The sequence below is a fragment of the Rhodobaculum claviforme genome (assembly GCF_016653255.1).
In the GTDB taxonomy this organism is placed as follows: Bacteria; Pseudomonadota; Alphaproteobacteria; order Rhodobacterales; family Rhodobacteraceae; genus Rhodobaculum; species Rhodobaculum claviforme.
Window position 1 is genome coordinate 1 of record NZ_NHSD01000103.1, and the last position, 12,493, is coordinate 12,493.

Genomic DNA, 12,493 nt, shown 5'->3' on the forward strand with positions numbered 1-12,493 from the left:
CCCGGAATCGCCCCCACCGGCATCGCCCGACCTGGGCCGACGGTGGGTCCGGCCCGTCGCGCCCGCCCAACCCGGCGGGCGTCATGCGTTGTGTCCACCCGCTCCCGCCAGCTCCGTCCCGCGCCGATCTTGTGGGGGGTGGCCTAGTCCGTCGGGATAGGGGGGCTGTTCGGCCGGTCCCGGCCGCCATCCGCGCGCATCACCCACCAGCCCACCGGGGCCGTCGCCTGTCCGTCCGCTGCCTTGAGCGGCACCGCCGCCCCGGTGATGGTTGCCGCAACCTTCACCATGCCGCCCCCGGAGCCTAACCATGCAAATGTCCGCCCTTCGCGCCTTCGAGATGGCCCTGCCGGTCCCGCGCCTCGTGACGCTGCCCACCGTGCCGCTGTTTGGCCTGCGTGTCGTCAGCGCCGCCCCGGATGCGGTGATCGAGGACCTGCTGACCGGCGGCGCGCAGTGTCGCGTGGCCTTTGTTAACGCGCATTGCGCCAATGTCATGGCCCGTGACCCGGCCTATGCGGCGGCGTTGCAGACCGCCGGACGGGTGCTGCCCGACGGCATCGGGGTGGAGCAGGCCGCGCGCATGAACGGGGTGGAGATCGCCGCGAACCTCAACGGCACCGACTTCGTGCCGCAGCTGCTGCGCGGCGCGGCGGCGCGCGGGCGCTCGGTGTTCCTGTTCGGCGCGGCACCCGGCGTGGCCGCCGCGGCCGCCGCGCGGCTGGTGCGCGACATCCCCACGCTGCGCATCGCCGGCCACCGCGACGGCTTCGACGGCGCCGCCGACACGGATGCCGCGATCGCCGACATCAATGCCAGCGGGGCCGACATCCTGCTGGTGGCGCTGGGCGTGCCCGCGCAGGATGTCTGGCTGGACCGTCACGCCGACCGGCTGCACCCGGGGCTGACGCTGGGGGTGGGGGCGCTGTTCGACTTTCTGGGCGGGCAGGTGGTGCGGGCACCCGCGCCGGTGCGCCGGGCGCGGCTGGAATGGCTCTGGCGCCTGGCGCAGGAGCCGCGTCGCCTCGCGGGGCGTTATCTGCTGGGCAACCTGGCCTTCCTGCTGCGAGAGGGCACAAGCGCGTTGCGCGAGCGTCCCGACACCCAGCCCCAGGCGCTGGCCAAGCGGGCGCTGGATGTCACGCTGTCGGGGGCCGCGCTGGTGGCGCTGGCACCGCTGCTGGCGCTGACGGCGCTGGCGATCCGCCTCGACAGCCGGGGGCCGGTGCTGTTTCGCCAGACCCGGGTGGGACGCGACGGGCGCCCCTTCACGATCCTCAAGTTCCGCTCCATGCACATCGATGCCGAGGCGCGGCGCGCGGCCCTTCTGGCGCAGTCCGACCGCGAGGGGATCTGCTTCAAGGCCCGCCATGACCCCCGCATCACCCGCGTGGGTCGCATCCTGCGGCGGTTCTCCATCGACGAGCTGCCGCAGATCCTCAACATCCTGCGCGGCGAGATGTCGATCGTCGGCCCCCGCCCCGCCCTGCCGGAAGAGGTCGCGGCCTATCCCGCCCGCGCGCTGGGCCGGCTGACGGTCAAGCCGGGCCTGACGGGGATCTGGCAGGTGTCGGGCCGGGCCGAGATCGGGTTCGACCGGATGGTGGACATGGACCTCGCCTATGCCCGCTCGCGCTCGTTCCTGCTGGATCTGGTGCTGATCGCGATGACGTTCCGGGCCGTCGTGTCGGGCCGCGGCGCGTATTGAGCAGGGGCAGCGACATGGACACCCACATCCAGACCGACATGACCCTGGCCCCCGATGCCGCCCCGCGCCGCCGCTTCAGTCTCCTGCGGGTGTTTCGTGGCGGGGCGGTGGATGACCTGGGCCGGCTGCCGCGCTATGCCGCGCTGACGGTGCTGGGCCTTGCGGCGATCTGGGGGCCGGTCACGGCCTATCTGATGACCGCGCCGCTGCGCTTCACCTCCGAGGCGTCGCTGATCCTGCCCGGTGCGGGCACCGGCGCGTCGGTCAACCTCGAACGCATCGGCCAGGCCAGCTCGGCCGCCGCCTCGCCCTTCGCCAACACCTCCGTCAGCCCCACGGTGACGTATCAGCGGCTGCTGGGCGCGGGGCGCATCCTGGATGCCGCCGCGGCACAGCTGGACATGGCGCCGCGGGACTTCGGCGAACCGCGCATCAGGCTGATCGACCAGACCGGCCTGATCCGCATCGAGATGACCGGCAACTCCCCCGAGGATGCCCGCGCCCGCGCCCGCGCCCTGCTGGACGCCTTTGGCGCCGAAGTCGACGCCCTGCGCCGCGACGAGATCGGCCAGCGCGAGACCGGCGGCGCCGACGCCATCGCCCGCCACCGCGACGCCGTGGCGCGCACGCGGGTGCGCATCTCGGCGCTGCAACGCGGCACCGGGCTGATGTCGCCCGCGCAGTATGGCGCCATGGTCGAGACGGCCGAGGCGCTGTCGCGCGAGCTTGGCGCGCTGACCAGTCGGCTGAGCGAACGCGCCGAGGCGGTGGCCGCGCTGCAATCCGCGCTGGACCTGACGCCCGCGCTGGCGGCGGCCACACTGAAGCTGCACGCCGACAGCGGGTTCGCCGCCATCGTGGCCGAGATGTCCGAGCACGCCGCGCTGGAGGCGCGCCTGTCGGGGCAGTTCGGCCCCAACCATCCCCGCGTCACCGACGCGCGGGGCGCGCTGGCGGCCACGCTGGCGCGCGCGCGCGACCGCGCCGCGGTGCTGACGGGTCTGGGGGCGGGCGACGTCGCGCGGCTGGACCTGTCGCCCATCGGCGGGCGCGGGCCGCTGCTGGCGCGCCTTGTGGAGGCCGAGACCGAGCGCGCCGCGCTGGCGGCCGAGCACCGCGCCCTGACCGGGCGGGTGGCCGCGGCCGAGGCCCGTGTGGCCGGTCTCATCGATGCCGCCGCCGAGCTTGAGGAGTTGCAGCGCGACCACTCTGTGGGCGAGGCGGTGCTGGCCTCGGCGCTGGCGCGGTCGGACAGCTCGCGCACCGATCTCTATGTCTCGTATCCGCTGGTGCAGGTGCTGGAGGACCCCTCGCTGCCCGAGTATCCCACCTCGCCCCGGCGCAAGCTGGCGGCGGCGGCGGGCGCGGCCGGCAGCCTGTTCCTGCTGATCGGGCTGGGCATGGGCTGGCTGCGCCGCCCGCTGATCGACAAGCTGCTGGTGCGCCCGCAATGAGCGCACCGTCTGCCGCTGTGCCGACCCCCGCGCCCGGCTGCGGGCCCGCCGATGCCGCCTCCGGCGCGCAGCCGTCGCGGGACCCCCGGCCCGGGGCCGCGGCCAGGGCCGCGCAGGGCGGGGGCGGGCCTGTGGCCGGGGCGCCGCTGCGCCCTGAAAACCTGGCCGAGGGGATGGTCTGGCACGCTCTGGTGTGGACCTGGCCGCTTTATCTGGTGGGGGCGCTCTATGTGCTGGGGCCGGTGCTGGGGTGGCTGATCGGGGCGCTGGCGGCGCTGTCGCTGTACCTTGGCCCCGCGATCCGGGCCGATCTGCGCGCCACCGGGCCGGTGCCGGGGCTGGTGTGGCTGTGGGGCGCGGGCATGGCGGTGATGCTTGTGGCGTTGTGGGTGGGGCATCTGGACTGGGGGTTCGGGACCGGGGCGATCATCAAGTCCTCCATCGGCTGGGCCAAGGGCTGGGCGCTGATCGTGCTGTTCCTGCTGGCGGGCGCGGTGCTGCCGATCCGCCGGCGCCTGCTGGTGCGGGCGCAGTCGGTGCTGGGGCTGACCACGCTGATCGCGACGCCGGTGCTGGTGCTGGGGTATGCGGCGGGCCTGCCGGAGCAGCTGTTCGTCTCGCCCCTGCGGGCGGTGGGGGGGCCGGGGCCCGAGTACTTCGGCGTCTATCTCTTTACCTACGACCCCTCCAGCTGGACGCCGCGGTGGCAGTTCTTTGCGCCCTGGTCGCCGTTCGCGGCCCTTCTGGGTGTCATCATGGTGCTGTTCGCGCTGGAGGAGGACAACACCCGCCTGCGCGCCATCGCCATTGCCGCCGGCGTGGCGATGATCCTTCTGTCGAAGTCGCGCATGGGACTGGTGGGGCTGGTGGCCTGCACGATGATCCCGCGGCTGATGCCGCTGATGCTGCGCGGCTGGGCGTGGACGGTGCTGGCCGGGGTGGCCGCGTCGATGGCGGTGCTGGGCGGGGTGCTGATCGCGGTGATCCAGGGCGCCATCGCGGGCTTTCGCGGCGCGCGCGCCGACAGCACCCGCGTGCGCGAGACCCTCCAGCGCATCGCCGCCGAGCGCTGGCAGAGCGATGCCTTCTGGTGGGGGCACGGCACCGTCCAGCCCGGGCCTCATCTCGTGGAATACATGCCCATCGGCAGCCACCACACCTGGTGGGGGCTGTTGTTCGTCAAGGGGGTGGTTGGGTTCATGGCCTTCCTCGTGCCGTTCGCGCTGCATGGCCTGCGGGTCGCGGCGGATGCTGTCGTCCACCCGCGTGGCCGGTTGCCGCTGGGGCTGATGCTGACCTTCCTTCTGCTCAGTTTCGGCGAGAACATCGAGATCCAGGTCTATCTCCTGTGGCCCGCGCTGGTCCTGCTGGGCATCCATCTGCGCGAGATGGCACAGCCCCGCGACCCCGGCGGACCCCGCCCCCGCGCCGAGGCCTGAGGGCCGGAACCGCACTGAGGCTCCCGCAGGCGCGCAAGCCCCCCCGGGGTGCAGGCGCGACGCCCGGACCGGCGGCCCGAACGGTGCGCCCGCGACCGCCCCCGCTGTCACGCAGGCCGTGGGCGAGGTCCGTCCGGGGCAGCGGGGACACCGGCTGTCGGGCGATGGGGTCGGCGGCGCGCGGTGAACTACCCCGTTGCAGTCCACGGACTGACACGATAACAGACACTCGTCTGCGACTGCGGCTCATCCTGATGGGGTCCCGCCCTGCGATATGTGGGCGCCATCATGGCAAGGGTGCGGAGTGTGACGCAAGGAAAAGGGTCTTGATTTTCGACCCGCCAGGACGCCCGCACGCTCACGCGGGTCCGGCGGTCCCGTAGCTCAGCTGGATAGAGTGTTCGCCTCCGAAGCGAAAGGTCGCGCGTTCGAATCGCGCCGGGACCACCACCCCCCTCCGAAGAAATCTCCAACGAAATCCGATCTTTTTGAAGAAAACCTCGTTCGGGGGATCGCCAGCGGTATGGGCGATGTCGCGCATCTGCCCCCGTCCCTGGCCCTCGAAGGATGCCGCCCCGTGACGGCGGTGGGGCCGCCGGTGCGCACGGTGTGCCCCGCACCGCAGACCGGCCAGCCCGTGCCGTCGGGCGTGCTCCGGGGCGACCGGAGGCGCTGGATCAGGACCGCGCCCGGACTGCGCCCGCACTGCCCCCGCACCGTGCCCCGTCAGGATCCAGCCCCGGAGCCCCCGCTGTCCGCCATCGCGCGGGCGTGAAAGGCGATGTGGTCGCGGATGAAGGTGGCGATGAAGAAGTAGCTGTGATCGTAGCCGGGCTGCATGCGAAAGATGCCCTCCTGACGGCGCGCCACCATGGCTTCGGCCAGGGCCTCGGGGCGCAGCAGTCCGAGGAACTGGTCCGCGCCGCCCTGGTCGACCAGCACCGGCCCGTCAAAGCCGTGTGCGCGCATCAGCAGGGTTGCGTCATGGGCGCTCCAGGCCGATTCGTCGGCGCCCAGATAGGCGGTGAACTGCTTGCGGCCCCAGTCGCTCTGCGTCGGGTTGGCGATGGGGGCAAAGGCCGAGACGCTGGCGAACCGGCCCGGCAACCCCATTGCGAGGCTCAGCGCGCCGTGCCCGCCCATGGAATGGCCGGTGATCGCCTGGCGTCCCTCGTCCAGCGCAAAGCCGTCGAACAGCACGCGCGTCAGGTCGGTCGCGATGTAGTCCCACATGCGGTAATGCCCGGCCCAGGGCGCCTGGGTGGCGTTGACGTAGAACCCCGCCCCCTGGCCCAGGTCGAAGGCCGCGTCGTCGGCGACGCCGTCCCCGCGCGGCGAGGTGTCGGGGAACACCACCGCGATCCCGTGCTCGGCCGCCCAGGCCTGCGCGCCGGCCTTGGTCATGGCGTTTTCATGCGTGCAGGTCAGCCCCGACAGGAACCACAGAAGCGGCACCTTGCCCGTGCGCGCCGCGCGCGGCAGGAACAGGCCGAAGGTCATCTCGGTCCCCGTGGCGGCGGAGGGGTGGGAATAGACCCCCTGCACGCCGCCGAAGAGCCGCGTTTCGGACAGCGTCTTCATGCAGCGCCCCTTTCAGTAGACCACGACGGCGCGGATCGACTCGCCCTTGTGCATCAGGTCGAACCCGTCGTTGATCTGATCCAGCGTCAGGACATGGGTGATCATCGGGTCGATCTCGATCTTGCGGTCCATGTACCAGTCCACGATCTTCGGCACATCGGTGCGCCCGCGCGCGCCGCCAAAAGCCGTGCCGCGCCAGCTGCGCCCGGTGACCAGCTGGAAGGGGCGGGTGGAGATCTCGGCCCCCGCGGGCGCCACGCCGATGATGATCGACTCGCCCCAGCCCTTGTGCGCGGCCTCCAGCGCCGTGCGCATCACGCCGACATTGCCGGTGGCATCAAAGGTGTAGTCCGCGCCGCCCTTCGTCAGCCTGACCAGATGGGGCACCAGATCGCCCTCGACCTCCGACGGGTTGACGAAATCGGTCATGCCGAACCGGCGTGCCATCTCGGCCTTGGCGGGGTTGAGGTCGACGCCCACGATCTGGTCGGCGCCGGCCATGCGCAGCCCCTGGATGACGTTCAGCCCGATCCCGCCTAGGCCGAAGACGATGGCGCGGCTGCCGATCTCCACCTTGGCGGTGTTGATCACGGCGCCGATGCCGGTGGTGACGCCGCAGCCGATGTAGCAGATCTTGTCGAAGGGCGCGTCCTCGCGGACCTTGGCCAGCGCGATCTCGGGCATGACCGTGTGGTTGGCGAAGGTCGAACACCCCATGTAGTGATAGATCGGCGTGCCATCGAGCATGGAAAACCGGCTGGTGCCGTCGGGCATCACGCCGCGCCCCTGCGTCTCGCGGATCGACTGGCAGAGGTTGGTCTTGGGGTGCAGGCAGTATTCGCACTCCCGGCACTCGGGGGTGTAGAGGGGGATGACATGGTCCCCGGGCTTCAGGCTGGTGACCCCGGGGCCGCATTCCAGCACGACGCCCGCGCCTTCGTGGCCCAAGATGGTGGGGAAGATCCCCTCCGGATCGGCGCCCGAGCGGGTGAATTCATCGGTGTGGCACAGGCCGGTCGCCTTGATCTCGACCAGGACCTCGCCCGCTTTCGGGCCGTCCAGATTGACCTCCATGACCTGCAACGGTTTTCCGGCTTCCAGGGCGACGGCGGCGCGTGTTCGCATGGCGGGATCCTTCGATTGCGGGGTTCGCGCCAGCATCGACACTGCGGCGGGCATGTGCAAGGGGCTGTGTCCGGACGCGGCGGTTGGGTCGCGGCGCGGGGGTGGCGCATCGCCGCACCGCAGGCCGAACGTGCAACCCCGCCGGGTGCGGGCGCGTTGACCTAGGGATTTCCCAATCATCAGGAGGGGCGCACATGGACGCCAGAACGCTTTTCATCACCGGCGCATCGAGCGGCATCGGCGCCGCCACGGCCCGCGCGGCCATCGCACAGGGCTGGCAGGTGGGGCTGTTCGCCCGATCCGAGGACAAACTGCACGCGCTGGCCTCCGAGCTTGGGGCGGCGGCCCATCCGCTGGTGGGCGATGTCACCGACCTCGACAGCCAGCGCGCGGCGATGGCGGCGCTGGTGGCGCGGACGGGGCGGCTGGACGCGGCCTTTGCCAACGCGGGCACGGGGCTGTCGGCCGCCGGCACCGAGGCGGGCGACCCCGAGGAATGGGAGCGGATGATCCGCATCAACGTGCTGGGCGTCCTGTGGACGGTCAAGGCGGCGATGCCGTATCTGCGGGAACGGCGGGGGCATCTGCTGCTGACGGGGTCGGCGGCCGGGCGGCGGCACATCGCGGGGTCGGTCTATGGCGCGTCCAAATGGTTCGTGCATGGCTATGGTGGCAACCTGTCGGACGAGATGAAGGCCTTTGGCGGCCGCTGCACCGTCATCGCCCCGGGAATGGTCGACACGCCGTTCTTTGCCGAACCCAAGCCCGACAAGCTTCAGCCCGAGGACGTGGCGCAGGCCGCCCTCCATGCGCTCGAGGCCGATCCGCGCTGTGCCATCAACGAGATTTTCCTGATGCCCACGCAGTGAACCGGCCGCCCCCCCGGTCGGTGGCCGGGGGGGGCGTCTCAGAAGGTGCGGATGCCCGCACCCCGCGCCGGGCCGCTGCGCAGCGAGCGCTGGAGCCGCGCAAGCCAGCCCGCGCCACGGTTGTAGTGCGCGCGGATCATCTCGGGCACCGCGACCTCGTAATTCAGCTGCAACCCCCAGATGTCGCCGATGTAGCGCTGGTCGCGGCGCATCCGGTCAAGCCGTTCCAGCGCGCCGGAATAGCTCAGCCCGCCGTCGCGTTGCAGGATGACCTGAAGGCGGTGTTCCACGTCATGGGCCATCTTGGCATCGCCGCAGATCATCACATGGCAGGCGGGGTGCAGAAGCGCGCGCGCCACCGCCGGTCCATCGGCGTCCAGCGCGTCCTGGACATACGCCTTGGCCGGACCGGCGCGGGAAAAGGCGACGGCGACGCGGCTCAGATACCCGTCGCGGCGCCACGCGAGGATGCGCTCGCGCTGGAGGAACTCGCCGTCGTGGCGGCAGCCGAAATACAGCGCCACCGGGGCATCGTCGCCCGCGCGCGCGCCGCGCGCCACGCGGTCCTCCAGCGCGCCGAACAGCGGCGCGATGCCGGTGCCGGCCCCGATCATCAGCACCGGGCCGCCGGGGTCCTCGGGCAGGTGGCGCGGCGCGCGTTTCAGCGCGATCCGCACCCGGGCCCCCTCGGGCTGCGCCGCGAGGTAATGCGAGCCAAGCCCGCGGACGATCCGCCCGTCCCGCTGCGGCACGCTGAGGACGCCGACCATGATCCGCACCTGGCCGGGGTGGGCGCGCGGGCTGGAGGCGACGGAATACATCCGCGGCTTCAGCCTCGGCAGCAACTGGATCAGCAGCCCGAATCCCGGCACGCTGTCGGGAAAGGAATCGAACAGGTCCACGATCGTCAGGTAATCCTGGCGCAGGCGATCGAGCAGGGCCCGGCGCTCGGGTCCGTCGTCGTCGCCGTTCAGCACGCCCAGCCAGTCGCGGATCTGTGCGCTGCCCTCGCCGCCCACCTCGAGCATGGCCGCCAGAACCTCCTCGGGGGCCTGCGGCATCGACAGGTCCAGCTCCTCGGCCAGCAGCTTGCGGATGGAGTACCCCTCGCGGAACCGCTCCAGCGCCTCGTTGGAGGCGCCATGCGCGCGGAACCACGCGTCGTGCGGCATGCCCAGGTGCGCACACAGCCGCGCCACCAGGTCATCGGGGTTCAGCGGATGCACGGCCACATGGTCGCCGGCCGCATAGGCCGCCGCACCATCGCTGCCCAAGCCCGTGCCCGCAGCCATCGCGGGGACCGGCAGGTCGATGCCGATGAACCGGGTGGACCGCGCGCCCGCGTCGCCCGCGCCGGGCGCGGGGGCGAGCATTTCGCGGTTGAAGGCGATGACGCCGGTTGCGGACGGGTCGGGCGGGGCCTCGCGTTGCGCGGGGATCAGCTCCACCAGCTGGCGCGGGGTGGCGTGCGCGGGCTGGTCGGCGCACCAGCGCTTGTGAAAGAGGTCGATCCAGCGCTTCACCGTGTCGGCCTGGCCCGCGATCTCGTCGGCCATCTCCAGCGTGGCCATCCGTTCGGCGCCGGCCCCGGCGAGGGCGGCATCCACGGTGATCGCGGCGCTGCAGAAATTGGGATAGATGCGGTTGCCGACGCCCAGAACGGCAAAGCGCGTGCCCGACAGCGCATCGGGCGCGGCACTGGCCAGCGCCGCCAGCAGCGCCTCGCCGCTTTCGGGCACATCGCCATCGCGGCAGGTCGCGACGAACAGCAGCACACGGGCCTGCCCCGCCAGATCGCCAAGGCTGACCTCGGCCATGGATTTCACCGTGGGCGCCATCCCCGCCAGCTTGCGCCCGGCCTGGTGGGCATAGCTCTCGGCGGTGCCGGTCTCCGAGGCGTAGACGATCAGCGGGCGCGCGGACTTCGAACGCGGCGGCGCCACCGCGCGCAGCTCCGGCCCCTCGTCGAGATGCGCGAGCCAGCGGTCCGGCGCATAGGTGAAGGACGGCTTGAGCAGGAAGTCCCGCATCTCGTGGTGCCACACCGGCGTGGTCGAGCCCCCCGCCGCCGGCACGATCCAGGAGCCCTGCGCCGGGCATTCGCGGCCCGCGCGCTTTTCGCGCAGGTCGTGGATCATGAACTGCCGCGATGCGGTCTGGTGATCGACCAGCGTCACCCGGGCCTGCTGGAACGAATGCAGGATCGCGACATTGAGTTCGAGGAACGCCCGGTCGCGCCACAGCGTCTGTTCGCTGGAGGTGTCGAGGCCCAGCGCCTCGGCGATGTCGAGCGCGCGGTCGTAGCGTCCGGCCTCCCACAGGTTGCGGGCGATCTCGGTGCCCATGAACCAGCCGTTGAAGGGGGCGCAGCCATAATGCACGCCGCCGATTTCCAGCCGGAAGTTGGAGATGGCGGGCACCGCGCACCACTTCATGCCCAGCGCCGCGATGCCCGGCTCGGTCGGGTGGCTGATCGCGACCTCCAGCACCTCCGCGGGGTCGAGCGGAAAGAGCCGCGGCGCCTCGCCCGGCAGTTCCACGACCAGCGGCAGGATGTCGTAATCCCCGCGCGGCTCGGGCGGGGTCCAGCCCAGCGCCATGATCGCCCGCGTCAGCTCCAGGTTCGCACGGTCGCCGCGGACCGTGCCGTCGGGCATCTCATAGGCGGCATAGCGCACGATCTGGCTGTTCCAGATCCGCGGGCCCCACCGCTCGGTCGGTTGCAGGGCGCGGAACACGGTCAGCACGATCTCGATGTTGCCGCCGTTGGTGGCGGTGCGCATGTGCTGGATGCATTCGTCATGGATCGACCCGGCGTCGGTGACGTGGCGGACGTCCCGCACGATCAGGTTCTTCCATGAGATCCGCCCGATGCACTTGGGCGCGTTGCGCCACGCCAGCTTGGCGCCGTAGTCGAGTTCCTCGTTGGTGTGGGTATAGGTGCCGGTGGCGCGCACCTCGCGCACGATGGCGCTCCAGCGCTTGCGGGTCTTCATCTCGGGCCAGTCGAGTTCCCCGGCAAGCTGGTCGATGAAGCCGCGCGCCTCGGACAGGACGCGCTCCTGCTGGGCCATCGGCTCCGAGACGATGCGCGAGACGCGGTCGAACAGCACCTCCCAGCCGCGGGTCATTTCGGCGTCCAGCGGGTGGCCGAACTTCGACAGCGTCTGCAACAGCGGATCGGCCAGGCGGGCGTACTGGTCCGGCGGGATCTGGTTGAGCTGATGGACGCGCGCCAGGTTGCGCAGCTCGTCGCGCAGCCCGCGCAGCGAGGTCGCGGCCTGGCTGAGAAACACCACCGTGTCGATCAGGTGGCGCGACAGCGTGTCCATGTTGGCGGTGCGAAACAGCCCCACCAGGTCCGGGCAGGCCTCGAACAGGGTGCGATAGAAGAAGACGCCGGCCTCCTGCGGCTGGGTCAGCATCGCTTCGGCCCCGGCGCGCATGCGGGCGACGACGTCGGGCGCAAGGGCGGCGTCCTGCGCCTCGCGGATGGCGTGCATCGGCGCCGCGATGTGCTGCGTGAAGGCCCGCGCCAGCGCCGATCGCGGCCCGCGCGCCAGGTCCTCGCGCTCGTAATCCTCCAGATAGGCGGCCTTGGACGCCGCCCATACGAACGCCTCGCGCGCCGTCGTCCAGTCCGCGCGGGTCATGCCGTGGGCGGCGAGGAAGACGCCGCACTCCTCGATGCTGCGGCAGCGCGCCTCGCGGGCGAGGGGGGCTGTGGTGTAGCCCTCGCGCAGGGTCTGCTCGGCGGCGGGGTCGAGCGCGCGCACCGCCAGGTCGAACAGCCGCATGAATTCCGCCGGCGCCTGCACCGCCGTCAGCCCCAGCGCGTCCTCCGGATCCGTGGCCCGGCTGACCAGCCGTTCGAAGAACAGCCCGGCGAACACCGTGTCCTGTGCGACGATCTTGTTCCAGCAGTCGCGCACCAGGACCCGCTCCACGCAGGACAGCGGGGCGTCGGGGTCGCTGTCCTCCCCATGCAGATCGGTCACCTCGTACCCTCGGGCAGAAACCTTGGACACCGCAAATACTCCCGATACATACCGGACGCGGCGGCGATGCCGCGCCAGGACGCCTCCCTCTGGGCGTCGGGTAGACCATGACTCGTCCGCAGGAGCCAAGGACAATCTTCCGTTGATTTTCAAATCCACCACTTGCTACGCTGCGTGTGTCGCGCCGACCTGTGGTCGGCGCAGGCACGGTGGCACGGGCGGTGGCACGGGTGGTGGTGTGGTGGTGAATGTGGGTCGGTCCGGCCGCGGAATTTCACGACATTTGCCGGGATGGCAGGGGGCGTGGCGGGGGGCGTGG

Annotated in this window: 7 protein-coding genes and 1 tRNA gene; 5 read left to right on the forward strand and 3 right to left on the reverse strand. The window is 71.5% G+C overall.

Translation table 11 applies throughout. From position 1 onward, the window contains the following. Positions 1-310: 310 nt before the first annotated feature. The 4 genes from CCR87_RS02010 to CCR87_RS02025 all read left to right on the forward strand — a co-directional run bounded on the left by CCR87_RS02010 (position 311) and on the right by CCR87_RS02025 (position 5,051). Positions 311-1,708 (forward strand): WecB/TagA/CpsF family glycosyltransferase, encoded by a 1,398-nt coding sequence (locus tag CCR87_RS02010; RefSeq protein ID WP_420850138.1) that lies wholly within the window; start codon positions 311-313, stop codon positions 1,706-1,708. A 14-nt stretch (positions 1,709-1,722) separates the two neighbouring features. Further along, positions 1,723-3,162, forward strand: coding sequence for a GumC domain-containing protein (locus CCR87_RS02015; RefSeq protein WP_201155663.1), 1,440 nt, complete (start codon positions 1,723-1,725; stop codon positions 3,160-3,162). Between the two features lie 173 nt (positions 3,163-3,335). Next, the gene (locus CCR87_RS02020; RefSeq protein ID WP_201155674.1) at positions 3,336-4,601 is read left to right on the forward strand and encodes an O-antigen ligase domain-containing protein; all 1,266 of its coding nucleotides are present in this window, start codon (positions 3,336-3,338) and stop codon (positions 4,599-4,601) included. A gap of 373 nt (positions 4,602-4,974) precedes the next feature. Beyond that, positions 4,975-5,051 (forward strand) — tRNA-Arg (locus tag CCR87_RS02025). Positions 5,052-5,327: 276 nt separating this feature from the next. Here the strand turns inward: CCR87_RS02025 and fghA are convergent. Further along, positions 5,328-6,182 (reverse strand): S-formylglutathione hydrolase, encoded by an 855-nt coding sequence (gene fghA, locus CCR87_RS02030; protein WP_201155665.1) that lies wholly within the window; start codon positions 6,180-6,182, stop codon positions 5,328-5,330. 12 nt (positions 6,183-6,194) lie between these two features. Beyond that, a complete protein-coding gene (locus CCR87_RS02035; protein WP_201155667.1) occupies positions 6,195-7,307 on the reverse strand; it encodes an S-(hydroxymethyl)glutathione dehydrogenase/class III alcohol dehydrogenase in 1,113 nt (370 codons plus the stop codon). A gap of 194 nt (positions 7,308-7,501) precedes the next feature. Between CCR87_RS02035 and CCR87_RS02040 the strand changes: the two genes are divergently transcribed. Then, the gene (locus CCR87_RS02040) at positions 7,502-8,176 is read left to right on the forward strand and encodes an SDR family oxidoreductase (RefSeq protein WP_201155669.1); all 675 of its coding nucleotides are present in this window, start codon (positions 7,502-7,504) and stop codon (positions 8,174-8,176) included. A 38-nt stretch (positions 8,177-8,214) separates the two neighbouring features. Here CCR87_RS02040 and CCR87_RS02045 read toward each other — a convergent pair whose 3' ends face one another. Then, positions 8,215-12,204, reverse strand: a complete 3,990-nt coding sequence (locus CCR87_RS02045; protein WP_201155671.1) for a nitric oxide synthase oxygenase — start codon at positions 12,202-12,204, stop codon at positions 8,215-8,217. Positions 12,205-12,493: the final 289 nt, after the last annotated feature.

Bases quoted from the DNA above. Each gene is read 5' to 3' on its own strand.
- CCR87_RS02010 (WP_420850138.1), top strand. From the start codon at position 311: ATGCAAATGTCCGCCCTTCGCGCCTTCGAGATGGCCCTGCCGGTCCCG.
- CCR87_RS02015 (WP_201155663.1), top strand. From the start codon at position 1,723: ATGGACACCCACATCCAGACCGACATGACCCTGGCCCCCGATGCCGCC.
- CCR87_RS02020 (WP_201155674.1), top strand. From the start codon at position 3,336: ATGGTCTGGCACGCTCTGGTGTGGACCTGGCCGCTTTATCTGGTGGGG.
- fghA (WP_201155665.1), bottom strand. From the start codon at position 6,182: ATGAAGACGCTGTCCGAAACGCGGCTCTTCGGCGGCGTGCAGGGGGTC.
- CCR87_RS02035 (WP_201155667.1), bottom strand. From the start codon at position 7,307: ATGCGAACACGCGCCGCCGTCGCCCTGGAAGCCGGAAAACCGTTGCAG.
- CCR87_RS02040 (WP_201155669.1), top strand. From the start codon at position 7,502: ATGGACGCCAGAACGCTTTTCATCACCGGCGCATCGAGCGGCATCGGC.